Origin of the sequence: Pseudomonas sp. lyk4-TYG-107 (assembly GCF_030209055.1) — a bacterium.
GTDB classification, from domain to species: domain Bacteria; phylum Pseudomonadota; class Gammaproteobacteria; order Pseudomonadales; family Pseudomonadaceae; genus Aquipseudomonas; species Aquipseudomonas putida_A.
The window spans coordinates 16,325-40,625 of record NZ_JARVST010000011.1 but is presented as its reverse complement, the minus strand read 5'-3'; the positions used below and the strand labels follow the sequence as shown (position 1 = coordinate 40,625).

Genomic DNA, 24,301 nt, shown 5'->3' with positions numbered 1-24,301 from the left:
CGATCAATCCCACTGCGGCGCAATGCCTTTCGGGCTGGTCAGGCGCTGGCCACGCTCCAGACCGGCGATCAGCGCCATGTCGGATTCGCTCAGGGTCAGCGTGGTGGCGCCGAGGTTACTCTGCAGGTTGGCGCGTTTGGTCGACGATGGAATCACCGCGTAACCCGACTGCATCGCCCAGGCCAGAGTGACCTGCGCCGGGGTCGCTTGCAGGCGTTCAGCGATCTGCTGAATCACCGGATCCTTCAGCACTTCGCCATAGGCGAGGGTCATGTAGGAGGTGATCTGGATGCCTTGGCCGCGGGCGAACTCGACCACTTTGCGGTTTTGCAGGTACGGGTGCAGCTCGATCTGGTTGGTGGCGATGTTTTCCGCGCCAACCGCGGCGATGGCCTGTTGCATCAGCTCGATGGTGAAGTTGGACACTCCGATCTGCCGGGTCAGGCCCAGACGCTTGGCTTCGAGCAGCGCGCCCATGTATTCGGCGACCGGCACCTGATCTTCCGGCGACGGCCAGTGGATCAGTGTCAGATCGAGGTAATCGGTCTGCAATTTCTGCAGGCTTTCCTTGAGGCTGTCGATCAGACGGTCCTTGGCGAAGTTGGCGATCCAGATCTTGCTGGTGATGAACAGCTCTTCGCGAGCAATGCCGCTGGCGGCGATGGCCTGGCCGACCTCGGCTTCGTTCTCGTAGATCTGCGCGGTGTCGATGGCGCGGTAACCGAGTTCAAGGCCGGTGCGCACCGAATCGATGACCACCTGACCTTGCAGGCGAAACGTACCCAGACCAAAAGCGGGAACAGACATTGATGACTCCAGGGTTGCAGTGGGAATGGGCAGGAGTATCCGCGTCTGTGTCCTTGAGAAAAACCGCTGGTGGGGCAAAGCACTGTTGAGCAGAAGTCATGAATCTTTCCCGATAGTGGTGTTGTCTGGACTGGCCTCTTCGCGAGCAAGCCCACTCCCACAAGGGATCGAGATTCAACGGTGGGACTGTTCTATAAATGGAACACTAAAGCCGGTTTTTGCCGTCTAGTCCTAAAAACGCTATGGATTTAAGCTTAATCCATTGCGTCACCCATCTTTTCTGGAGGCAACCATGAAAAACATCATCGGTATCTACACCAGCCCTCGCGGCCATTGGGTCGGCGATGGTTTCCCGGTGCGCACCCTGTTTTCCTATGACAACCTGGGCAAACACATCAGCCCGTTCCTGCTGCTCGATCACGCAGGTCCGGCCGAATTCACCCCGACCACCGAGCGCCGTGGCGTCGGCCAGCACCCGCACCGTGGTTTTGAAACGGTGACCATCGTCTACGACGGCGAAGTGCAGCACCGCGACTCCACCGGCAGCGGCGGCACCATCGGCCCCGGCGATGTGCAGTGGATGACCGCCGCGTCCGGGATCCTCCACGAGGAGTTCCACTCGGATGAGTTCGCCAGAACCGGCGGCAAGCTGGAGATGGTGCAGCTGTGGGTCAACCTGCCGGCCAAGGACAAAATGGCCGCGCCCGGCTACCAGACCATTCTCGACGGCGATATTCCCAATATCGCGTTGAAGGACGATGCCGGCCGGCTGCGGCTGATCGCCGGTGAGTTCGATGGGCATAAAGGCCCGTCGCACACTTTCACGCCGATCGACGTCTGGGACCTGCGGCTCAATGCCGGCAAGTTGCTGACGCTCGATCTGCACGAGGGGCGCAACACTGCGCTGGTGCTGTTGAAAGGTTCGGTGCAGATCAACGGTGTGGAAACTGCGGGTGTCGGGCAGTTGGTGCTGTTCGAGCGCGACGGTCGTCAGTTGACCCTTGAGGCCAGTGAAGACGCGGTGGTGTTGCTGCTCAGCGGCGAGCCGATCGACGAACCGATTGTCGGCCATGGCCCGTTCGTGATGAACACCGAGCAGGAAATTCATCAGGCATTCGCCGACTTCCAGTCGGGACGTTTTGGCCGGATGCACGGGTAAATTTCACCCCTGTGGGAGCGGGCTTGCTCGCGAAAGCGCAGTGCCAGTCAATGCATGTCTGACTGATCCACCGCCTTCGCGAGCAGGCTCGCTCCCACAGGGGTTTTCCGGTGTTTTTGCGCGGGCGTTCATCCTCTGAAATCAATTACTCCTACACTTGCCCAATCTGTGCGATCTTCTCGCGACCGGGCCCTGTCGGAGTGCTTTGATGTTGTCTTTTTTGACCGAACATCCGTTGTTTTGCGCGTTGATCCTGATCCTCCTCGATCTCGGGCTGTGGCGCCTGATCAGCTCCCGTGGCAGCGAGTGGAAGCTGCTGGTGCGGGTGCTGATTTTCAGCCTGTTCAGCGTGCTGTTGTTCAACGAAGGCCTGAATCCGATGGAGCCGGCGCCGTGGGCCGACAACGTGCCGCTGCACCTGGCGGCGACCGGCTTGCAGATCGGCTGGTGGCTGTTTGGCGCGCGCACCCTGACCGTGCTGATCGGTGCGGTGATGATGCAGCGGGTCGGGCACACCGGGCGGCTGTTGCAGGATCTGCTCGGTGCGGTGATTTTCCTGATCGCGATTATCGCGGCCCTGGCCTACGTGCTGGATCTGCCGGTCAAAGGTGTGCTGGCGACGTCCGGGGCCTTGGCGATCATCGTCGGTCTGGCGTTGCAGAGCACCCTCAGCGATGTGTTTTCCGGGATCGTGCTCAACACCACCAAGCCCTATCAGATCGATGACTGGATTTCGATCGATGGCACCGAAGGCCGGGTCATCGACATCGACTGGCGCGCCACGCGTCTACAGACCAGTCAGGGCAGCATGGCGGTGATTCCCAACTCGCTGGCGGCCAAGGCCAAGATCATCAACTTCAGCCGGCCGAGCAACATGTTCGGCCTGGCCGTCAGTGTGCAGGTCAGCCCGCATGCGCGACCGACCACCGTGATCGACGCATTGGAGCGGGCAATGCAGGGCTGCCGCCCGCTGCTGGACAATCCTTCGCCAAGCGTCGCGCTCAAGAGCTCCAGCAGCGCCGGCGCGGAATATGAGATCAGCGGTTTTGTCTCGTCGATGGATCAGAAACGCTCGGTGCGCAATCAGCTGTTCGATCTGGCTTACCGGCATCTGCAGGCGTCCGGGATCAATCTGTTGTCGAGTGTCGAACCGATCGTCGCCGGCAACCTCTCGCGGCCGCGGGCGCTGCTCGACAGTTCGCCGATTTTCTCCACGCTGCGCCAGGAAGAGAAAGACACCTTCAGCCAAAACATGACCCTGCAAACCTTCCGTGCTGGCGAGACGATCCTCGAGGCCGGGGAGGTCAGCGATCATTTGTTCATCATCGAATCGGGCGTGGTCAGCGTGACCTTGACTCGCCATGGCAGCCCGTTCGAATCCGGGCGCATGGGGCCGGGGGAGGTGATCGGCGAGGCCGGCATCCTCTCCGATTCGTCGGTGCCGGCGACCTTCGCGGCGAAAACCTTCTGCGCGTTATATCGCATCGAGAAGACCTACCTGAAGCCGTGTCTGGATGCCCGCCACGACATCAACGAGGCGATGAAAGCTTTGCTCGATTATCGCCTGCACAAGGCCCAGACCCTGACTCAGGACGTGCCGCCCGTGGTGGCGAAAACCGGGTTCCTGCACTGGTTGCGCAATCGCGTGTGACAGGGTGGTCTACTCGTCTTCCGGGAGATTGGCTATTTGTCCGGGGCAAGTGCGGGACTACCTTAGTCACACATTCACTGGCCCCGGAAACTCAATCATGAAAGCTCGTACCGATTTCTACACCGCCTCCCCAGACGCCCTGAAAGCGATGATCGCCCTGGAAACCGCGGTCTCGAAACTGCCGCTGGAAAAGACCCTGGTCGAACTGGTCAAGCTGCGCGCTTCGCAGATCAACGGCTGTGCGTTCTGCATTGACATGCACACCGCTGACGCGATCAAGGGCGGCGAAACCCCGCGTCGACTGTTCGCCGTGACCGCGTGGCGTGAAGCGCCATTCTTCACCGAGCGTGAGCGCGCTGCGCTGCTGTGGACCGAATCGCTGACCCAGCTGAGCCTGACCCACGCCCCGGACGAAGACTACGACATCGTCGCGGCGCAATTCACGCCCAAGGAAATGGTCGACCTGAGCGTGGCGATCAGCACCATCAACAGCTGGAACCGTCTGGCGGTGGGCTTCCGCAAAATCCCGCAGCTCTGACAGTTCACGGTCGAAAACTGTGGGAGCGGGCTTGCTCGCGAAGGCGTCGTCTCAGTCACCTTAGTGGTTATCTGACACACCGCCTTCGTCGGATCGCCGCCCGGAGCAAGCCCGCTCCCACAGTGAAAAGTGCAAAACTTCAGAAGGGTGATCAATGCGCATCCGCACTCGGCGCGGCCGGTGGTTGTACCTTGCGCATCAAGGGCACCATCGCCGTGGCGATGATGAAGCACAGCATGATCATCAAAAAGGTATCGCCGTAGGTCTGGGTCTGCGCCTCGCGGTAGGTCAGCAGCCACAGTTGACGCAGGCCTGCGGTGACGCCAACGTCACCACTCTGACCCAGTGTCGCCAGATTGCCACCGACCTGCGCCAGCCACTGATTCATCGCCTCGTTACTGCTGTTCAAATGCTCGGCCAGACGGGTGAAGTGCAGGTTGGTGCGGTCATTGAGAATGGTCGCGCACGCGGCAATGCCGATGGCTCCGCCCAGATTGCGCATCAGGTTGAACAGCCCCGAAGCGTGCTTCAAGCGCGCCGGTGCCAAACCTCCCAGAGTCAGTGTCACTGCCGGCGGCACCGCCAGTTGCTGAGCGATCCCGCGCAGCGCTTGCGGTAGCATCAACTGGCCGGAACCCCAGTCGTGGGTGATCGGACTGAATTCCCACATCGACACGGCAAACAAGCCCAGCCCGATCATCATGATCCAGCGCAAATCCATGCGATTGGCGAGGAAGGCATACAGCGGAATCGCCATGATCTGGAACACCCCGGTGGAAAAAACCGCCAGACCAATGTCCAGCGCGCTGTATCCACGCACCCGGCCGAGAAACAGCGGCGTCAGGTAAATCGTCGCGAACAGACCAATTCCGGTGACGAAGGAAAAGAAGCAGCCCAGGGCGAAATTGCGATCCTTGAGTGCGCGCAGATCGACGATCGGATTGGCCACGTGCAAGGTGCGTCCGATGAAGGCCAGACCCGCCAGACCGCTGATCCATGCCGTGGTCAGAATCGTTTGATCGCTGAACCAGTTCCACCGCGGGCCTTCTTCGAGGGTGTATTCCAGGCAGCCGAGAAACAGCGCGAGAAACACCATGCTCAGGTAGTCCGCACCTTTGAGCAGCGCCAGTTCCGGCTGGTCGATTTTCACCAGCATCGGCACTGCCACCGCGACGAAAATCCCCGGCACCAGGTTGATGTAGAACAGCCAGTGCCACGATGAAATGTCGGTGATCCAGCCGCCGATCACCGGCCCCAAGGTCGGCGCCAGCGACGCCACCGCACCGATGGTTGCGGCGGCGATCACCCGTTGTTTGCCGGTGAAGAAAAAGAACGCGGTGGTGAACACCAGCGGAATCATCGAACCGCCGAGAAAGCCTTGCAGCGCACGAAAGGCGATCATGCTCTGGATGTTCCAGGCCACGCCGCAGAGCAGGCTGGCCAGGGTGAAACCGACGGCCGAGGCGCAGAACAGCCAGCGTGTGGAGAACACCCGCGACAGCCAGCCCGACAGCGGGATCACGATGATTTCGGCGATCAGATAACTGGTCTGCACCCACGCGGTTTCATCGGTGCCGGCCGAGAGCCCACCGCCGATGTCGCGCAGCGAGGCCGAGACGATCTGGATGTCCAGCAGCGCAATGAACATGCCGATGCACATGGTGGCGAAGGCAAACACTTTGGTCGCGGTGGCCATGTCGGCGGCGTTGAACGGTTGCGCCGGGGCGGTGAGGGCGGTGCTCATGGCGCGACGGCCACGGCGCTGGTTTCGGCTTGCGCGCGGGTGTCGACTTCAGCGGTCACCGATAGCCCCGGCCGCAGATGGCCGAGCACGCCGTCAGCCGGATCGAGCAGGATTCGCACCGGTACCCGCTGGACGATTTTGGTGAAGTTGCCGGTGGCGTTCTCCGGCGGTAGCACGCTGAATTGCGAGCCGGTGGCCGGGGCGAGGCTGTCGAGGCGGCCGTGGAACTCCTGGCCGGAGAGCACGTCGGCACGGATGCTCACCCGTTGCCCGGGTTTCATCCGCGCCAGCTGGTCTTCCTTGAAATTGGCATCCACCCACAGACCGCTGGCCGGTACCACCGACAACTGTTGCGACCCGGCCTGGGCATAGGCGCCGACCCGCGCGCGGCGGTTGCCGATCACGCCGTCGACCGGCGCGCGCAGTTCGGTGTAGCCGAGATTCAATTGCGCCAGATCACGCTCGGCGCGGGCCTGTTGCAGGGCGGCGCGGGCCTGTTGTTTCTGGGTGTCGATCACCGCCAGTTGGCGCTGGGCGGCAAGCAGTTCGGCCTGGGCGCGGGCACTCAGGGCCTGGGCGGTCTTGAAGGTGGCGTCGGCGCGTTGGGCGCTTTCCACCGACACGGCATTGGTGCTGACCAGACGTTTGTAACGCGCATTGTCATCCCGCGAGCGGGCGGTTTCGGCACCGGCGGCATCGATGCCGGCGCGGGCCTGGCCGATCACCGCTTGCTGCAGTTGTTCAGTGGCGTCGAGGTTGGCCAGCAGCGCCTCTTCGGCGGCAACGGCGCCCTCGGCTTTGGCGAGGCTGGCGCGATAGTCACGTGCGTCGAGGCGGATCAGCACGTCGCCGGCCTTGACCGATTGGTTGTCGCTGACCAGCACTTCTTCGATGTAACCGGCGACCTTCGGCCCGATCACCGTGACGTCGCCACCGATGTAGGCATCGTCAGTCTCCTCAAGGAAACGCCCGGTGCCCCACCAATGACTGGCGTAAACGCCGACCACGACCAGCGCGACCAGGCCAGAGCCGGTCAGCAGCAGGCGTTTGCGCAGTGGCGGCTTGGCGGAGGTGACCGGGGCAGACAGGTCTGGCTCAACGGTTGGCATGCTGGTCATGGCGTAATACCTGCGGATACGGGCTGTTATTACGGCTGTAATATGACGCAAGTAATATTTTGTGGCAATTATGTTTTTGTGCCGATCGTCAGTTGCTTACCCGGCCTCGGGGTTTGGAGCGGTTTCGACAAACGACAGCGCCCGTAATACGGGGCCAAATCTTCAAGAACTCGATGAAAGCCCTCGGGGAACCCCTGATGGACTGACGTTGAACACAGCAAAATCAAATGTTTAAGAAATGTAAGCGTTGTAGGAAGCGTCTTGCATTTGTGTAGGAAGGCTCTGAGTATCACTCGCATTGATGAGGTGGCATTACGCTACTTTATGATTGCAAGGATGTTGCGTGCCGTATTTGCTTTGCGCTGTTTTCCGTCGTCGTTCCACGCTTTGCCCGCTGTTGTCGGCCTTTGTGTTGAGTGTGTGTGCCTCCTCGATTCAAGCGGCTGATCCTGTTGCGCCGGGCCAGGAAGTGCTGCGCCAGCAGCAACAGCAACAGCGCGATCTGCAACAACTGCAGATGGAACAACGCAAGCGCCAACTGGAGCGCGGTGCGTTCGGTCCTGCGCCCGCCACCCCAGTGCTCCCGCAGACCGTCACCCCCGATGAACGCTGCTGGCCGCTAAGCGGCACGCGCATTGGTGGCGTCACGCTGATCGACAGCAACAAGCTCAACGCCCGGATCAAACCGCTGCTGGCGCCGTGCATGGGCGTCGGCCAGATCAACCATTTGCTGGCGACTATCACCGCGATCTACGTCGAGCAAGGCTACATCGCCAGTCGCCCGTACTTGCTGAGCGCGCCGGCGGCGGGGCAGTCGCTGGACATCATGATCGACGAGGGCTACATCGAGTCCATCGAACTGGCCGATCAGAGCCTGCCCGTTTCGCTGGGCGGCGCGTTCCCGCACATGCTCGGCCAGCCGCTGAACCTGCGCGATCTGGAGCAGGGCCTGGATCAATTGAACCGCTTGCGCTCGATCGACCTGACCGCCGACATCGCCCCCGGCAGCCAGCCCGGCGCGTCGCGAATCATCCTGCGCTCGCGCACCTCCGGGCAGTCGCGCTGGGCGTTGGGCCTGGGCATGGACAACCTTGGCAGCGCCAGCACCGGGCGTGACCGCGATACCGTCAGCCTGAGCTTCGACAGCCCGCTGCAACTCAACGATCTGTTGAGCCTCAGTGCCAGCGACACGTTGAATCAGGGCGACCGCTACAGTCGCAACGCCAGCCTGTATTACGCGATTCCCTACGGCTACTGGACCTACAGCGCATTCGCCAGCCACGCCGAATATCGCGCGCCGTTCAAACTGCCCAGCGCGACCTTGTACAGCACCGGCATCACCGATCAACTGAGTCTGCGCGCCGACCGCGTGTTGTGGCGCGACCAGAGCCGTCAGCTCAGCGCCAACCTGCAACTGGCACACAAGGACGTCGACAGCTATCTGGAAAATGTCCGTCTGGGCATTCAAAGCCCGACCCTGACCGTGGCCGAAGCCGGACTCAATCTGTTCTGGCTCGACCGTGCGGTGTGGAACCTCGACTTCACCTATTCGCAAGGCCTGCGCTGGCTGGGCGCCGATGACGACGCCAATCATGCGGTCAACAATTTGCCCAAAGCGCAGTTTCGCAAGTACCGCGCTGGCCTCAGCCAATGGCGCAACGGCCAGTTCGGCGCGCAAGCGTGGCAGTGGCAGAGCCAGCTCAATCTGCAATACAGCCCCGACCCGTTGCCGGCCATCGAACAATTGCTCGGCACCGACGATTCGGCGGTGCGCGGTTATCGGGTCAGCAGCGCTTCCGGCGCCAGCGGCGCTATCTGGCGCAACACCCTGCGCCTGCCGCTGCGCAGCGATTGGCCGCTGCAGATCACCCCGCGTGTGGGCCTGGACAACGGCTGGCTCAAGGCCGATCACGGTGCTCAGGGCCAGCGCCTGAGCGGCGCCAGTGTCGGGCTGAATCTGGGCTGGAAGAATCTGCAAGTGGACGTCGATTACCAACGCGCCCTCAACACCCCCAGCGGTTTGCAGCACGAGCCGGAGACCTGGCTGATGCGCGTGGGGTTGCAGATATGACACCAGCGAGACTCATCAAGCAGTGAACAAACAGCCGTCGGATCTGAGCGCGACAGCCACGGCCAAGACCAAATCGCGTGCCGTGATGCCGTACTTACATGGAGACGTTTTTATGCCAGCACACACCTTTGCATTCCATCTTTCTCCTCGGGGCAAACTGCGCTGGGCGATCGCCAGCCTGTTCTTCGCCGTGCACCTGCCCAGCGCCATCGCCGGCGGTGTGGTGGTCGCTCCCGGCCCCGGCGGCACCGCGCAATTGCAGACGCAGGGCGGCGTGCCCATCGTCAATATCGTCGCGCCCAACGGCTCGGGCCTGTCGCACAACCAGTTCCTCGACTACAACGTCGACCGTCAGGGTCTGGTGCTGAACAACGCCTTGCAGGCCGGGCAATCGCAGCTCGCCGGGCAACTGGCAGCCAACCCGCAACTGCAGGGCCAAGCGGCGAGCGTGATCCTCAACGAGGTGATCAGCCGCAACCCTTCGGCCATCAACGGCGCCCAGGAAATCTTCGGCCGCGCCGCCGATTACGTGCTGGCCAACCCCAACGGCATTTCGGTGAACGGCGGCAGTTTCATCAACACGCCGAACGCGAGTCTGCTGGTCGGTCGTCCGGAGTTGAACGACGGCAAACTGCAAGCCTTGAACACCCGCGACGCCAGCGGTCAGTTGCAGATCCAGAGTGGCGGCCTGCGTAATGCCGAGGGTTCGGTCAATCTGATCGCCCCGCGTATCGACAGCCAGGGCCGCATCGATGCCCGCGATCAGTTGAACCTCACCGTCGGACGCAATCAGATCGATTACGCCAGCGGTCAGGTCAAAGCCGTGGATCCGGCGGGCAACACCCAGGATCAACGCATTGACGCCAGCCTGTTCGGTGCGATGCAGGCCGGTCGCATCAACATCGTCAGCACCGCCGAAGGCGCGGGCGTGCGTGTGGGGGCGGTGCAAGTGGCCGGGCGTGACGGGGTGCAGATCCGTTCGGCTGGCGATCTCAGCGTCAGCGGTGAAGCCATCCCCAACAGCCTCGAAGTGACGCGTGCCAGCATCCGCAGCAGTCAGGGTGATGTCGGCCTGCACAGCGGCAACGACCTGACGCTGGCCGCCACCGATGTCAGTGGTCGCGACGTCAACGTCAATGCCAAGCGCAACCTGACCCTGAGCACCGTCGAAAGCCGCAAGCTTCAGCAGACGCGAGAAAACTGGAGCAACAGCACCATCGGCATCACCTGGGAAACCTACGATCGCACCCAGACCGACAGTGAAACTCGCCAGCACGGCAGCCAGATCGTCGCCACTCGTGACGCCAAATTGTCCTCCGGCAAAGACACCGAACTCAAAGCGGCCAAGGTCGAAGCGGCGAAAAATCTCGATGTGCAGAGCAGCGGCGATCTGCGCCTGAGTGCGGCCACCGAAAGCCACACCCAGACCGATCAGGGCAACCATCGCAAGCATCTATGGAAGGCCGACTGGAACAACAGCAGCGAAGAGCAGCGCAGCATCGGCAGCCAGCTGAAGGGCGGCAATATCGCTTTGCAGACCGCCGCGTTGCTGCGCGCCGAAGGTGCCGAACTGAACAGCACCGGCGATGTGAAACTGGCGGGCAAGCAAGTGGACGTCACCACCGCCACGCGCACCAGTCGCAGCAACAACAACAGTTACTCCGGCGACCTGGTGGGTGGCGGTTTCTTCGGCAAGACCGGTGACGCTGACAAGGGCCAGACCCGGCATCGGGGCAGCAAAATCAATGCGGCGGGCAAACTGATCGTCAAGGCTGACGACGTGCGCATCAGCGGCAGCCAGGTCCGTGGCGGCACCGAGGCCAGCGTGATCAGCGATCAGGGTTCGCTGGTGATCGACGGTGTGCAGGACACTTCGCACAGCAACAACCACGACAAGGACAGCAAGTTCTTCGGCATCAGCAAGGACGAGTCACGGCAGAACGCCAAAGACAGCACCACGCTGCGCAGCGAGCTGGTTTCCGACAGCAATCTCAAGCTCAAAAGTGCCAAGGACATCGAAGTCGCCGGCTCCACGGTCAAGGCCGGCGGCGCGCTGACGGCGGACGCCGCCGGTGATGTGAACGTGCATTCCACGCAGAACACCCACGACAGCAGCTCGACCACCGAGACCCGTGGCTTCGATGCCTACGCCAAGGAGCAAACGCCGGAGCAATACCGCGCCGGGGTGCACTACGAAGACAAGCAGCAGACCGTCACCCGCAACGACGTCAACCAGCAAGGCTCGAGCCTCAGCGGTGGCACCGTGCAAGTGAAGGCCGGCGGCGATCTGACGATCAAGGGCGGTGAAGTCAAATCCACGGCCGGCGATACCACGCTGGGCGGCAAGAACGTGTCGTTGCTGGCCGAACAGGACAGCCACAAAACCTCATCCGACACCTCCAGTACTGGCGGCGGTTTCTACTACACCGGCGGCCTCGACCGCGCCGGCAGTGGCGTCGATTTTGCCCACAGCACCACGCAAGACAGCAGCAGCAAAACCAGCGCGCAAACCACCAACATGCAGAGCAGCGGCAACCTGAACATCAACGCCGACAAGCTGCTGACCGAAGGCGCGCAGGTCAAGGCTGGCAACGGCCTGAACGTCGCGGCCAACGAGGTCGACAACCGCGCCGCCAGCAACACCGAAAGCAGCACTCACAACCAGAGCAACTGGTCGGCGGACATCGGCGCCAACGTCGAGTACAAGGACATCGCCCGCCCGATTGCCGGTGCGGTCAAGGATGTGCTCAACGGCAAGGTGCCGGACAAGGAAGCCCTGAGCAATCTCGGCCAGCCGAACGTCGGCCTCGACGTGGCGATCGGTCACGGCAGCGCCGACAAGACCGAGCAGAGCAGCAACGCTGTGGTCAGCCGTTTCGACGGCGGCAGTGTCGAGGTGAAAACCGCCGGCACCCTGCACGACGAGGGCACCCAGTACAGCGCAAGCAACGGCAAGGTCAACATCAGCGCTGACAAACTGGTTGCCGATGCCGCGAGCAACACTCACAGCAGCACCGATAACTCGGTGGACGCCAAGGTCGACGTGCGCGTCTACACCAAGACCGGCGAGGACGTGAACGTCGCCGGCAGCGGCGCGGGTGGCAACAGCTACAGCAGCAAGGACAGCAGCACCGCAGTGGTCGGCGGTTTTGCCGGCAGCCAAGGCGTGAACATCAAGATGGGCGGTGATGCGCAGTTCGCTGGCAGCCGTTTCGACGGCGGGCAGGGCGGTGTGAACATCAAGACCGGCGGCGATCTGGCGCTGAATCAGGCTACCGACCGCCAGAGCAGCAGCGACTCCAGCCTGCGCGGCAACGGCTCGCTGACGGTCGGCACCTTGCCGGGCACCGACGGCACCAACGTCGACCTCGGCGCTGGCTTCCAGCTTGATCACACCGGCAAGCAGACCAATGACACCCAGGCTCACGTGGCGAGCATCAGCGGCAACGGCCCGGTGCAACTGATCAGCGGTGGCAATCAGGTTCAGCAAGGCACGCAGATCGACAGCGTCGGCGGCATTGAGCTGCACGCTGACGGCAAACTCGATCTGCAAGCGGCCGTTGATACCCACACCGCGACTGGCAGCAATCTCGGCGGCGGCTTGAAGGGCGGCGGCAGCAAATCCAGCAGCGAGAAGAGTCGCGATCAGGGCGGTAATCTGAGCGGTAACTTCAACATTGGTCGGGTCAACGAAAACTCGCAAACCCTGACCGGTGGCCAGCTCAACAGCCAGAGCAACGTCGCCTTGAGCGGTGACGCGGTGCACCTGCAAGGCACGCAAGTCAGCGCGCCGAACGTCAGCATCGATGCGCAGAAGGGCGGTTTGGTTCAGGAATCGGCGCAGTCCACCGAGAGCCGCAACAACTGGAACGTCGCGCTGAATGCCGGCGGCAACCTGAGCAGCAAGACCCCGACCGCAGCCGATGAAAAGGCCAACAGTGACCATGGCTTCAACGCCGGGGCCAAGGTCGGCGTCGATTACCTGCAAGGCACCACCCAGCAGAACAGCCATATCAAGGCTGACAGCGTGGTACTCAATAGCGCAGGCGATGCACAACTGTCTGGCGCGCGGATCGACGCGAACACTGTCGGCGGCAAGGTTGCCGGTGATCTGACCGTCGAAAGCCGTCAGGACTCGAAGACGCAGGCCAAGGTCGATGTTGATCTGGGCCTGACGGCGAAGAAGAACCCACCGAGCGACAAGGAAAAGCTCGCCGGCACTGACTACAAACCAACGCTGAAAGCGCAAGGCGAATACGCGCACAAGGACAGCGTGGTGCAGGCGTCCGGCATCAGTGGCAATCAGGGTGTGAAGTTGAACGTTGATGGTGGCGCGCAGCTGACCGGCGCACGGATTTCATCGATTGACGGCAAGGTCGATCTGGGCGGTTCGAAGGTGGGTAGCAGCGATCTGGTCAACCGTGAATATGGGGTGAAAGCCGGACTGGATCTACCGCAGAAAACCGAGGAGAACGCACCGAAGGTGTCATTCGATAACGGCAATCTGAAAATCGGTCCGGTGACCCTGAGCGGCAATCTGGACAGCCAGACCCTACAGGCCGGGATCGACGAAAAAGGCTGAGCAGCACCGCTGTAAAAACTGCGGGCTTGCTCGCGAAGGCGTCAGTTCAGTCAGCCAAGCTGTCGACTGAACCAGCGCCTTCGCGAGCGAGCTCGCTCGTTTTGATCTGTCGCATTACCGCGAAGATAGTCGCTGCGCAACCATCGCATGCAAATACGCAGGTCGAATATATATATATCAAAAATGAATATTAGGCATAGCGAAGAGTTTTAAAAAACTGTCATTTATAACAGTTGTGAGAGTTTCCTTGAAAACTGAAGATCAGGTTCCGGTACTTCAAACCACATTGGTTTTATCCCGGCCTTCGTCAAGTCATTTCAAGGAGCTGCAAAAATGAGCGATATCACATTTCCGGATGCAAAAAACGGCATCATCAATTGCAGTTCGAATCCAATGGACGGTGTAAGGGTTAAAGTGAGGCTGTTGCCTGGCACACCGATCGGGGCCGTATTGAAACTGAACTGGCAGGGATATACCGATCGAGCGGGCGAGCAACCCATTCCCGGTACCGAGACTTCGCTCAAGCACGCTATCACTTCGGAGGACATATCCGAGGGTGTTGTAATAACAGTCGGTGATTGGTCAACGCATATCAAGCCTATTAAAGATGGATCGGCCCGCGCTACCTATGCAATCAATGGTGGCGAGGTGGGGGATGCACTGGTCCAAGTAAGATTGTTAAATGCTGCAGGGCAGTCATGCGACGAAGTTTGAGGTGCAAAAAGGCTGATTTGCACAGTGAAGCGGGATCTGTTGCGGGCGCAACGTCTTGAGGTCACTGAAGGATCCAGAACCGTCGGGGCGCAACAGTTCCGGATCGCGTAGCTCGGTTGCAATCGCCTCAGTCCCAGTCAACGCGAGTTGACCGGGACTGCTTGTCGCAGACGGTCAGCTCGAAGCCTTCGCCTTACCCGCATTCATCAGCACGACCACCGCCAGCAGCGCGGACAGGATCGAACCCAGCAACACCCCAACTTTCACCGAATCGACCAGATGCGGCGCGCCCGGGAACGCCAGCGCGCCGATGAACAGGCTCATGGTGAAGCCGATCCCGCAGAGCAGGGCGACGCCGTACAGTTGCAGCCAGCTCGCGCCTTGCGGCAGTTGCGCCAGGCCGCTGCGAATCGCCAGGGCACCGAGGCCGAGGATACCGATCTGCTTGCCGAACAACAGGCCCAGCGCGACGCCCAGCGGCACCGGCTCAAGCAGGTTGCTCGGAGAAATGCCGGTCAGCGACACACCCGCGTTGGCGAAGCCGAAAATCGGCACCACAGCGAATGCCACCCACGGGTGCATTTTTTCTTCGAGGTAGAGCAGCGGCGAGTTGTGCTCGTCTTCGGGATTTCCCAGCGGAATGCACAGGGCCAGAATCACCCCGGCGAGGGTCGCGTGGATCCCCGATTGCAGCATGAAGAACCACAGGAAGGCGCCGGCGATCAGGTATGGCCAAAGCTTTCTGACACCGCAGCGATTGAGGATCACCAGCAGTGCAATCACTGCCAACGAGGCCAGCAGCATGCTCACCGACAGGCCGCTGGTGTAGAAAATCGCGATGATCACCACTGCGCCCAGGTCATCGAGGATGGCCAGCGCCGAGAGGAAGATTTTCAACGAGACGGGCACCCGTTTGCCCAGCAGCGACAGCACGCCCAGGGCGAAAGCAATGTCGGTGGCGGCGGGGATCGCCCAACCGCTCAGGGTCTGCGGATTACCCCAGTTGATCGCAACGTAGATCAAGGCCGGGACCAGCATCCCGCCCAGCGCGGCGAAGCCCGGCAGCGCGCGCTGACCCCAGGTCGACAACTGACCGGCGAGCATTTCGCGCTTGATCTCCAGGCCCACCAGCATGAAGAAGATCGCCATCAGGCCATCGTTCACCCAATGCTCGATCGACAGACCGGCGATCTTGATGTGCAAGGTCGAGAAATACGTGGCCGCCCAAGGCGAGTTGGCGACCAACAGTGCGGCGAGGGCCGCGGCCATCAGGATCAGACCACCGGCGGACTCGGCGGCGAAGAATCGGGTGAGAAAGGCCAGGGCAGACGGCGCCTGCTGGCGGGCAGGGGCAGCATGCAAGCGTGACGGATCGTGGCTCATAGGCACGGCGACTCCGCGCGGCGGCCCGACCTGCGCTGAATTAAACCTGCCCTGCCGCGTTGTTGCGGTGGCACCCGGGCGGCATTTTACACAATAGGTGGGGGAAGGCGCGGTTTTACTGACGATTACCCTTGAATCGAGCGTTTCCAAGGAATGAATTGCCGGCCTTAATAGGAAGCATTACTATTCACGCCTCTTTCCCCCAGCACGCTGTCATGAACCCCATGCTGCCCCGCAGACCCGGCTTTTTCGAGCATTACGAAGAGTTGATCGGCACCTGGACCCGGCGTCTGCGCAATCGCGCGCAGGCCGAGGATCTGGCGCACGACACCTTTGTGCGGGTGCTCGAATCCGATTCGGCAGCGGTGCAGCAGCCACGGGCGTATCTGCACCAGACCGCACGCAATATTGCGGTCGACGGTTATCGGCGTGAGGACCGACGGGAAGCCATGGAGTCGCAGGCGATCGATCACAGTGTGTCGTCCACCGGCGACCCGGAGCATTACATGCAGGCGATCCAGCTGGCCGACTCCATCGAACGGGCGCTGCAGGAACTGCCGCTCAACTGCCGGAAGATTTTCGTCTGGCAGAAGATCGAAGGGCTGACCCAGGCGGAAATCGCCGAACGCCTGGGGCTGTCGAGGAACATGGTCGAAAAGTATATGATCCGCACCCTGCGCCACTTGCGCGATCGCCTCGACGGCATGCAGTCATGAGCGGCCGCCGCTTTTCATCTTCAGCCCGACAGGACACTCCATGATGGATACCCGTGATTGCGCGTGCGGGCAAACAACGGTGCGCGATGAAGCGGCACGCTGGTTTGTGCGTTTGCAGGAACCGCTGATCAGCGCCGACGAACAGCAGCGCTTCGATGCCTGGCTGAACCAGCATCCGCAACACCGTGACGAATTCCAGTTGCTGCAAGGCCTGTGGACGGCGGCCGATCTGCTGCCGGCGCCACGTCTCAAGTCCCTCGTCGAAACCCCGCCGGCCCGTCGCGAACGTCGCCCGCTGCTGCGCTATGCCGTGGCCGCCAGTGTGCTGGCGGTGGCGCTCGGCCTCGGTCTGTTCAGCGGTCTGAATCTCCCCGACGGCTACAGCGCCGAGTTCGCGACGGCGCTGGGTGAGCGCAAGCACGTGGCGCTGCCGGACGGATCGGTGATCGACCTGAACAGCCGCAGCCGTCTGCAGGTGCGTTTTGAGAAGGATCGGCGGCTCATTGAATTGAGTGAAGGCGAGGCGCTGTTCAGCGTTCAGCACGACACCGCGCGCCCGTTCGTGGTCGAGGCCGGCAGTGGCAAGGTCACCGTGACCGGTACGCGGTTCGATGTGCGCCGCGACGTCATGCAAACCCGGGTCGCGGTGGAGCAGGGCACGGTAAAGGTGCAGGGGCGCAATGCGCCGGACAACGAGTTCATCAACTTGACGGCAGGTCTCGGTACCCACGTCGATGCCGAGGGTCGCGTCGCCGCCGCATATGCGGTCAACCCCGCCGAACTGACGGCGTGGCGAAGCGGCAAACTGGTGTTCAACAACGCCAGCCTCGGCGAAGTGGCAGCGGAAGTTTCGCGTTATCGCGACAAGCCACTGACGGTCAGCAACCCGGCCGTGGCCAGTTTGCGCCTGACCAGCGTGTTCAAATCCGACAACACCGACGCCTTGCTCAAGGCCCTGCCAAACATCCTGCCGGTGGCCGTCCGAACCCTGGCCGATGGCAGTCAGGAAATAATTTCAAAATAACATTCAGGTTTTTTTCGAGTTCATCGTCTTCCTGTTCAACTGCAACTGGTTTGCATTAACAGACGCACACTCTTGCGCTCCACAGGACTACGTTCGACGTGAAAAACACCTCAACCAACAACAAAAAATCCCCCTGGTTACCGCTGGCCCTGGCGTTGGCGGTCAACGCCGCCGTGCCGCTGGCCTTCGCCGCTGAAGCCATTCACATCCGCGCCCAGCCGTTGGGCCAGGCCCTGAGTGAACTGGGCCAGCAAACTTCGCTGCAAGTGTTTTTCAGCCCGGAACTGGTGGCCGGCAAACAGGCACCCGCGGTCGATGGCAACATATCTCCCGAGCAGGCGTTGCGCCAATTGTTGCAGGGCAGCGGCCTGGACTATCAGATCAACGAAGGCTCGGTGACCCTGGCCCCGGCCGCCACTGCCGCCAGCAATGGCCCGCTGGAACTGGGCGTGACCGACATCAAAGTGGTCGGCGACTGGCTCGGTGACGCTGACGCCGCCGTGGTGCAGAACCACCCGGGCGCACGCACGGTGATCCGCCGCGAAGCCATGGTCGAGCAGGGCGCGATGAACGTCAGTGATGTGCTCAAGCGTGTGCCGGGCGTACAGGTGCAGGACTCCAACGGCACCGGCGGCAGCGACATCGCGCTGAACGTCGGCGTGCGTGGCCTGACTTCGCGCCTCTCGCCACGCTCCACGGTGCTGATCGACGGCGTGCCGGCCGCGTTCGCGCCGTACGGCCAGCCGCAGCTGTCGATGGCGCCGATCTCCTCGGGCAACCTCGACAGTATCGACGTGGTACGCGGTGCCGGTTCCGTGCGTTACGGCCCGCAAAACGTCGGCGGGGTGATCAACTTCGTCACCCGCGCCATTCCGGAAAAAGCCACCGGGGAAATCGGCACCACCCTGGAGACCACCCGTTACGGCGGCTGGAAGCACATCGACACGGCGTTCCTCGGCGGCACCGCCGACAACGGCATGGGCGTGGCGCTGTTGTATTCCGGGGTCAATGGCAACGGTTACCGCGAGCGCAACAACGATAACGACATCGACGACGTGCTGCTCAAGACCCATTGGGCGCCGACCGATCAGGACGATTTCAGCCTCAACTTCCATTACTACGACGCCAGCGCCGACATGCCCGGCGGCCTGACGCAGAAGCAGTACGACGACAAACCGTATGATTCGGTGCGCGATTACGACAACTTCAGCGGTCGGCGCAAAGACGTGTCGTTCAAGTGGATTCGCCAGATCGACGAGCGTACTCAGGCAGAAATCCTTACCTATTACACCGACAGCTTCCGCGGCAGCACCATCGCCGCCCGCGACCAGAAAACCCTCAGCTCGTACCCGCGTTCCTACTACACCCTCGGTGTCGAACCGCGTGTGTCGCGGGTGTTTGACGTCGGCCCGACTACGCAAGAAGTCAGCGTCGGTTATCGCTACCTGAAAGAGGCGATGCACGAGCAGTCGAGCCGTCTGGCGCTGGTCAACAATCAGCCGGTGGTCACGCCGACGTCCGACGGCCATGTGTTCCAGGATCGCACCGGCGGCACCGAGGCTAACTCGGTGTATGTCGACAACAAGATCGACGTCGGCAACTGGACCATCACCCCGGGCATTCGCTTCGAACACATCAGCACCGACTGGCATGACCGCGCCGTGCTCGATACTTCGGGCAAACGCGTGCCGGAGAAAAACCGCAGCATCGAGAGCAACGAACCGCTGCCAGCGCTGAGCGTGATGTATCACCTGTCGGACGCGTGGAAACTGTTTGCCAACTACGAAACCTCGTTCGGCAGCCTGCAGTATTTCCAGCTCGGCCAGGGCGGCGCGGGCGACCAGACCGCCAACGGCCTGGAGCCGGAAAAAGCCAAGACCTACGAGATCGGTACGCGCTACAACGATGACGTGTGGGGCGGGGAAGTGACGCTGTTCTACATCGACTTCGATGACGAACTGCAATACATCAGCAACGATGTCGGCTGGACCAACCTCGGCGCGACCAAGCACCAGGGCATCGAAGCCTCGGTGCACTACGACATGGCGGCGCTTGATCCGCGTCTCGACGGTCTGACCGCCAACGCCGGTTTCACCTACACCCGTGCGACTTACGAAGGCGAGATTCCGGGCTTCAAGGGGCGTGATCTGCCGTTCTATTCGCGGCAGGTGGCGACTGTTGGCTTGCGCTATGACGTCAATCGCTGGACCTACAACATCGATGGTTTCGCCCAATCGAAACAACGCTCGCCGGGCACCGGGGTCAACGCCGATGGCAGCTTCAACGGCAATTACATCACCGAAGGCACGGCCGATGGGCAGTACGGTGACATCCCGGGTTACGTGACCTGGAACGTACGCGGCGGGTATGACTTCGGGCCGCAGGTGTCGAACCTGAAGCTCGGCGCCGGGGTGAAAAACGTCTTCGACAAGCAGTATTTCACCCGCTCCAGCGACAACAATTCGGGGATGTATGTGGGTGCGCCGCGGACGTTCTTTGTGCAGGCCAGTGTAGGTTTCTAAAGCGCTATTGTGGCTGAACCGGTTTCACACGGTTCAGCCACAAAAAGCCTGGAGCTATTGAGGGATCAGAAACTCGATGGTCGGTCCGGGATTCCCGGCCAGGTCTGCGCCTTTAAGGCAGACGTTCTGTCGGCCATTGGCAATGGAAACATGGAACACGCCTGTGGAGGGTGATACGCGTTGAAATCCCAGCCCGTCATTGCAATTGATGCTTCCGGGCTGGCCGTACTTGTATTGAAATCGGGCGGGATCCAGATCCGGTGAAACCGGAAATACTCTGATGTCGTATTCGTCGCCACCTACCCATTCGACCTTATAGGCAGGCTTCAGCGGTGCGGGCGCTTCCATCAACCAGCGCCAGTAGACGCTGGGTGTTCTCCCGGCCCATTGCTTGGGTACGTCCGTAGGCCGCTGTTGGCCAATCAGGCAGAGAAAGTACAAGCCTGAGCCGTCTTTAAGTTCATGACTCAATTGATTATCGGCGTCCGGTGCAGCCGTTCGCACTTGGCTATAGCCATCAAGGTTCTGACATTCGTCCAGAGTGCGCGTAAAGCGATAGCGGTAGTAAGGCGCGGTTGTGGTGAACGTTTGCAGCCATCGCCAAGGCACGACTTGTCCATGTTCGTCGCGCTCGAGCTTGATGTAATCGCTGTTTTGCGACGAACCAGGAAACGACCAGTTCTCGCCCAGCGAACAACCGTCCAGACGTGGATTGAAATGTCCCTTGGCGAAACAGGCGTCCAGCCCATCGGTTGTGGAGGCGTAATTGGTATTGTTGCGTTTGTTGACCTGTCCCGCCACGACTTCGCAGGGCGCGCCCTTGTCGCAGCGATTGCGGTCACTCCCGCGAGTGGTGGTGCCGAGCACACCCACAATTTCATTGCTGTAACGCGCAAGCAGTGGCGAGCCTGACAGCCCGCTGACAACATCGAGACAACGGTTGCTCAGTTGTCCGACCCAACGCCATGGGCCTTCAATAATCGCCGCCGAGTGTTCTTGTTTGCAGGCCATGCGCTGAATGAAACCGTTCATGGGCGCGCCGGTGATCAGAATATCGTCTTCGCTGACCAATGGGGTCCGCGCCAGTTTCAACGGCTGGATACCGTCTCTGATCAACTGTTCCAGAGGCTGTTCAAGCTCAATGATAGAGAGGTCTTGACCGCGTAGCGTGCTCCAGCCAATGCGACTGACCGTGTAGGAACGGCTTTGCGGTTGCGTGTCGAAAAAATAATTGAACGTCACCCGACCCTTTGCAGGTTGATTGACGATGATCTCGTTATTGCCTATCTCCGGATGTGTGCAGTGTCCGGAGGTCAGCACATAGGCGGGTTGCGATACTGCTCCGGGTTCTCGAGTGTCAATCAGCGTGCCGGAGCAGGTCATGCCGTCTTCAACTTCAACACGGCCAATGGCTTGCCAATGCGCATAGTTCCCGCCGGCATTGGCCAGGCGCTCAGCGGGCGCAAAATTGGCAGTGCCTTCACCCCAGTCGTATCGATTGACGGAGGCACATCCCTGGAGAATAGTGATTAGCGCAATAACTGATCCTGTTCCAATGTTCATGCCGGATTTCCTTTTCTCCTGAGCTGGAAATCAACCCTATGATTGGGGGCAGGGCTTGTCTACTGTCAAACCTGACAGGTACCGCGCCAATGTTCAGACTTTCAAGGTCTTGCCGCCGATGGCCACCGCCACCAACAACACCGCCATCAAGCCAAACGCAAAACTCAAACTGCTGGCATGCGCGACAAAACCGATCACCGCCGGCCCCGCCAGAATCCCTGCGTAACCCAGCGTGGTGATTGCCGGCACCGCGATGCTTTCCGGCATCACCGTCTGCTTGCCCACCGCCGTGTACAGCACCGGCACGATGTTCGAACAGCCTGCGCCGACCAGCGCATAACCCAGCAGCGCCGCTTCCCAGCTCGGGGCGAAGGTCGCCAGAAACAGGCCTGCCGCCGCCAATAACCCGCCGAACAGAATGATCCGCGTGGCACCGACACTGCGCACGATCCTGTCACCCAGCAGGCGTCCCGCCGTCATGGTCAGGGCAAATGCGGCGTAACCCAAGCCCGCATACGCCGTGTCGATCCCGCGTTCCTGTGCGAGGAACACCGCGCTCCAGTCGAGCGCCGCGCCTTCGGTGAGGAACACGATGAAACACATCCCGCCGATGAACAGCACGATGCCGTGGGGAATGGCGAATGCCGGGCCCGAGCTTTCACTGCCGTACGGCAGCATGTGCGGCACCGCTTTGACCAGCGCACCGATCAACACCGCCACCACCACCAGCATCGCCGCCAGCGGCGTCAACCCGAGACCGAGCAGGGCGCTGACACCGGCCGCGCCGACAATCCCGCCGAGGCTGAACAGGCCATGAAACCCCGACATCATGTGCTTGCCGCTGGCCCGTTCGACGATCACCGCTTGCAGGTTGACGGTCGAATCCACCGTGCCCAACCCGGCGCCGAACATGAACAGCGTGGCGATCAGCGCCGGTATCGACGACACCGTCGCCAGCAACGGCAGCGCCGCGCAAATCAGCAGGGTGCCGCCGGTGGCGACTTTGCGGCAGCCGAAGCGCGTGGCGAGAATCCCCGCCAAGGGCATCGCCAGAATCGAGCCGACTCCCAGGCACAGCAGCAACAGGCCCAACGTGCCTTCGTCGAGTCCGGCGCGGGCCTTGGCGTACGGCACCAGCGGCGCCCATGCGGCAATGCCGAGGCCAGCGATGAAAAAAGCGATGCGCGTCGACATCTGTTGCAGGCGTCCGGGGACGAAGGTGTCTTGGGGGTTGAGGCTGGTCATATCGATCCTTGGCAAAAAACGTCGCGTCCCCGAATGACAGTGATAGCGCGTCGAGGTTCGATCGCAGGTCTCGGGGGCGGTGCAGCCGACATCCTAACCTGTAGGGATGAGTCTGCTCGCGATAGTGGTGTGTCAGCCAAAGAATATAGTGACTGACACACCGCATTCGCGAGCAAGCCCGCTCCCACAGTGATCTGCGCATGACAGCAGATGTGTGAGCGCCCGCCATTTAATGTGGGAGCGGGCTTGCTCGCGAAGGCGGTGGCTCAGGCAATGAATAGGGCGCCTGATACTGCGCTATCGCGGGCAGGCTCACTCCTACAGGGGATCGCGGTTTACAGTAGGTGCTTCGACTAGGTGAGTGAGGCTAGTGATGACGCAGTTTTACGATGCACGGGGCAATATCTACGGGGTGGTTTCGCCTCAGGCACTTCGTGAGGCGGGGATCGATTTGCCTGTCGGTGCCGCGCAGTGTGCCTTGTCGAGACAGGCATGGAGTCAGGCAGCCATTGCGCTGTGCTGCGACTGGCCTGAGGGGCAGCGTCCGGCGGGGAGCAAATCCCATCGCAGCGATGGCCTGCTGATCGGCCCGTTTCAGTCGGCAGCGCCGTTCGACGTGCTGATCGTCAACACCGACGGCACCTTGGCCGAGCGCAGTGGCAACGGTCTGACGATCTTTTCCCAAGCGTTGCTTGAGCAGGGGCTGATGCGGGAAGAAGGCGCGTTGCTGAAGGTGCATCACGACAAGGGCGACGCCGTGGAAACTTCGGTGAAACCAGCTGCAGTCGAAGGCGTTCACGGCTTCTGGCTGGATCTCGGTCAACCGGGCTTCGGGCCTTCAGCGGTGACCGCCCGGAATGTTGAAAACCGCGAATTCAATGGTCATGAAGTGAGCCATGTAAAACCATTGGCGCAGCTCGATCCCGCGTGGCAGCACAGCCAGTTCGTGCGCATCGGCAATCCGCATTGCGTGACCTTGCTCACCGACGTTGCCGTGTTGCCGAGCAACTCACAAATGCGCGAATCGCCCTGGGCTGAAGGCCTGACCCGAATCGCCTACGCGATGCCGACCGGCGCCGGCCAGCCATGCCCGGCGGGCATCAATCTGCAATGGGCCGCGCTTGAGTCCGCGCAGCGCATCGTCGCCCGAGTATTCGAGCGTGGCGAAGGGCCGACGGCGTCTTCCGGCACCAGTGCCAGTGCGGTGGCGTGTGCCGCATGGGCGGTGGGTTGGGTGGCGAGCGGCGAAGTGCACGTCGTCATGCCGGGCGGGACGGCGCCGGTGTTGCTCGAAGAAGAGCAGGGCGAATTGGTGCGGGTCAGGTTGTTTGGTACGGCTCGATTGATCGACTGAAGCGGCAATCGCCTTCGCTGGCAAGCCAGCTCCCACAGGGTTATGTGGTGAACACAAATCACGCGTTCACTGCTGAATACTGTGGGAGCTGGCTTGCCAGCGATGAGGCC

The 24,301-nt window shown here is 61.5% G+C and carries 16 protein-coding genes; 10 read left to right on the top strand and 6 right to left on the bottom strand.

Going from position 1 to position 24,301, the window contains the following annotated elements; translation table 11 throughout:
• Nucleotides 1-3 precede the first annotated feature (3 nt).
• Entirely contained in the window at nucleotides 4-807 is an 804-nt protein-coding gene (gene dkgB, locus QRN61_RS11025; RefSeq protein ID WP_285373775.1) for a 2,5-didehydrogluconate reductase DkgB, read from the bottom strand.
• Between the two features lie 292 nt (nucleotides 808-1,099).
• Here dkgB and QRN61_RS11020 point away from each other — a divergent pair, with 292 nt between their 5' ends.
• The 3 genes from QRN61_RS11020 (at nucleotide 1,100) to QRN61_RS11010 (ending at nucleotide 4,155) form a co-directional block, all read left to right on the top strand.
• Complete coding sequence (locus QRN61_RS11020) at nucleotides 1,100-1,966, top strand: pirin family protein (protein ID WP_096797117.1); 867 nt, start codon at nucleotides 1,100-1,102, stop codon at nucleotides 1,964-1,966.
• Nucleotides 1,967-2,174: 208 nt separating this feature from the next.
• Nucleotides 2,175-3,617, top strand: coding sequence for a mechanosensitive ion channel domain-containing protein (locus QRN61_RS11015; protein ID WP_285373774.1), 1,443 nt, complete (start codon nucleotides 2,175-2,177; stop codon nucleotides 3,615-3,617).
• 97 nt (nucleotides 3,618-3,714) lie between these two features.
• The gene (locus QRN61_RS11010; RefSeq protein WP_115990283.1) at nucleotides 3,715-4,155 is read left to right on the top strand and encodes a carboxymuconolactone decarboxylase family protein; all 441 of its coding nucleotides are present in this window, start codon (nucleotides 3,715-3,717) and stop codon (nucleotides 4,153-4,155) included.
• A gap of 151 nt (nucleotides 4,156-4,306) precedes the next feature.
• On the opposite strand, the gene QRN61_RS11005 is transcribed toward QRN61_RS11010, so the two are convergent.
• Entirely contained in the window at nucleotides 4,307-5,899 is a 1,593-nt protein-coding gene (locus QRN61_RS11005; protein ID WP_115990282.1) for a DHA2 family efflux MFS transporter permease subunit, read from the bottom strand.
• The gene (locus QRN61_RS11000) at nucleotides 5,896-7,017 is read right to left on the bottom strand and encodes an HlyD family secretion protein (protein WP_285373773.1); all 1,122 of its coding nucleotides are present in this window, start codon (nucleotides 7,015-7,017) and stop codon (nucleotides 5,896-5,898) included. Before QRN61_RS11000 ends, QRN61_RS11005 begins: the two co-directional genes overlap by 4 nt.
• 343 nt (nucleotides 7,018-7,360) lie before the next feature.
• Between QRN61_RS11000 and QRN61_RS10995 the strand changes: the two genes are divergently transcribed.
• From QRN61_RS10995 to QRN61_RS10985, 3 genes are all read left to right on the top strand, one after another.
• The gene (locus QRN61_RS10995) at nucleotides 7,361-9,088 is read left to right on the top strand and encodes a ShlB/FhaC/HecB family hemolysin secretion/activation protein (RefSeq protein WP_285373772.1); all 1,728 of its coding nucleotides are present in this window, start codon (nucleotides 7,361-7,363) and stop codon (nucleotides 9,086-9,088) included.
• A gap of 112 nt (nucleotides 9,089-9,200) precedes the next feature.
• Entirely contained in the window at nucleotides 9,201-13,670 is a 4,470-nt protein-coding gene (locus QRN61_RS10990) for a hemagglutinin repeat-containing protein (protein WP_285373771.1), read from the top strand.
• A 333-nt stretch (nucleotides 13,671-14,003) separates the two neighbouring features.
• Nucleotides 14,004-14,384, top strand: a complete 381-nt coding sequence (locus tag QRN61_RS10985) for a hypothetical protein (protein ID WP_285373770.1) — start codon at nucleotides 14,004-14,006, stop codon at nucleotides 14,382-14,384.
• Nucleotides 14,385-14,558: 174 nt separating this feature from the next.
• On the opposite strand, the gene nhaA is transcribed toward QRN61_RS10985, so the two are convergent.
• Nucleotides 14,559-15,767 (bottom strand): Na+/H+ antiporter NhaA, encoded by a 1,209-nt coding sequence (nhaA, locus tag QRN61_RS10980; RefSeq protein ID WP_285373782.1) that lies wholly within the window; start codon nucleotides 15,765-15,767, stop codon nucleotides 14,559-14,561.
• Between the two features lie 215 nt (nucleotides 15,768-15,982).
• Between nhaA and QRN61_RS10975 the strand changes: the two genes are divergently transcribed.
• The 3 genes from QRN61_RS10975 (at nucleotide 15,983) to QRN61_RS10965 (ending at nucleotide 20,029) form a co-directional block, all read left to right on the top strand.
• Nucleotides 15,983-16,483: a sigma-70 family RNA polymerase sigma factor gene (locus QRN61_RS10975; protein ID WP_003223490.1), complete on the top strand. Its 501-nt coding sequence runs from the start codon at nucleotides 15,983-15,985 to the stop codon at nucleotides 16,481-16,483.
• Between the two features lie 40 nt (nucleotides 16,484-16,523).
• Nucleotides 16,524-17,507, top strand: coding sequence for a FecR family protein (locus QRN61_RS10970; RefSeq protein WP_285373769.1), 984 nt, complete (start codon nucleotides 16,524-16,526; stop codon nucleotides 17,505-17,507).
• A gap of 98 nt (nucleotides 17,508-17,605) precedes the next feature.
• Nucleotides 17,606-20,029: a TonB-dependent siderophore receptor gene (locus QRN61_RS10965; RefSeq protein ID WP_285373768.1), complete on the top strand. Its 2,424-nt coding sequence runs from the start codon at nucleotides 17,606-17,608 to the stop codon at nucleotides 20,027-20,029.
• Nucleotides 20,030-20,083: 54 nt separating this feature from the next.
• Here the strand turns inward: QRN61_RS10965 and QRN61_RS10960 are convergent, their stop codons facing one another.
• A complete protein-coding gene (locus QRN61_RS10960; protein WP_285373767.1) occupies nucleotides 20,084-21,592 on the bottom strand; it encodes a trypsin-like serine peptidase in 1,509 nt (502 codons plus the stop codon).
• A 93-nt stretch (nucleotides 21,593-21,685) separates the two neighbouring features.
• A complete protein-coding gene (locus tag QRN61_RS10955; protein WP_285373766.1) occupies nucleotides 21,686-22,837 on the bottom strand; it encodes an MFS transporter in 1,152 nt (383 codons plus the stop codon).
• A 373-nt stretch (nucleotides 22,838-23,210) separates the two neighbouring features.
• On the opposite strand from QRN61_RS10955, the gene QRN61_RS10950 reads away from it, so the two are divergent.
• Nucleotides 23,211-24,191, top strand: a complete 981-nt coding sequence (locus QRN61_RS10950; RefSeq protein ID WP_027614005.1) for a DeoR family transcriptional regulator — start codon at nucleotides 23,211-23,213, stop codon at nucleotides 24,189-24,191.
• The last annotated feature ends 110 nt before the right edge of the window (nucleotides 24,192-24,301 follow it).

What these genes read in the sequence shown, in the direction of transcription:
- dkgB (WP_285373775.1), bottom strand. Translation starts at nt 807, where the DNA reads ATGTCTGTTCCCGCTTTTGGTCTGGGTACGTTTCGCCTGCAAGGTCAG.
- QRN61_RS11020 (WP_096797117.1), top strand. Translation starts at nt 1,100, where the DNA reads ATGAAAAACATCATCGGTATCTACACCAGCCCTCGCGGCCATTGGGTC.
- QRN61_RS11015 (WP_285373774.1), top strand. Translation starts at nt 2,175, where the DNA reads ATGTTGTCTTTTTTGACCGAACATCCGTTGTTTTGCGCGTTGATCCTG.
- QRN61_RS11010 (WP_115990283.1), top strand. Translation starts at nt 3,715, where the DNA reads ATGAAAGCTCGTACCGATTTCTACACCGCCTCCCCAGACGCCCTGAAA.
- QRN61_RS11005 (WP_115990282.1), bottom strand. Translation starts at nt 5,899, where the DNA reads ATGAGCACCGCCCTCACCGCCCCGGCGCAACCGTTCAACGCCGCCGAC.
- QRN61_RS11000 (WP_285373773.1), bottom strand. Translation starts at nt 7,017, where the DNA reads ATGACCAGCATGCCAACCGTTGAGCCAGACCTGTCTGCCCCGGTCACC.
- QRN61_RS10990 (WP_285373771.1), top strand. Translation starts at nt 9,201, where the DNA reads ATGCCAGCACACACCTTTGCATTCCATCTTTCTCCTCGGGGCAAACTG.
- QRN61_RS10985 (WP_285373770.1), top strand. Translation starts at nt 14,004, where the DNA reads ATGAGCGATATCACATTTCCGGATGCAAAAAACGGCATCATCAATTGC.
- nhaA (WP_285373782.1), bottom strand. Translation starts at nt 15,767, where the DNA reads ATGAGCCACGATCCGTCACGCTTGCATGCTGCCCCTGCCCGCCAGCAG.
- QRN61_RS10975 (WP_003223490.1), top strand. Translation starts at nt 15,983, where the DNA reads ATGAACCCCATGCTGCCCCGCAGACCCGGCTTTTTCGAGCATTACGAA.
- QRN61_RS10970 (WP_285373769.1), top strand. Translation starts at nt 16,524, where the DNA reads ATGATGGATACCCGTGATTGCGCGTGCGGGCAAACAACGGTGCGCGAT.
- QRN61_RS10960 (WP_285373767.1), bottom strand. Translation starts at nt 21,592, where the DNA reads ATGAACATTGGAACAGGATCAGTTATTGCGCTAATCACTATTCTCCAG.
- QRN61_RS10955 (WP_285373766.1), bottom strand. Translation starts at nt 22,837, where the DNA reads ATGACCAGCCTCAACCCCCAAGACACCTTCGTCCCCGGACGCCTGCAA.
- QRN61_RS10950 (WP_027614005.1), top strand. Translation starts at nt 23,211, where the DNA reads ATGACGCAGTTTTACGATGCACGGGGCAATATCTACGGGGTGGTTTCG.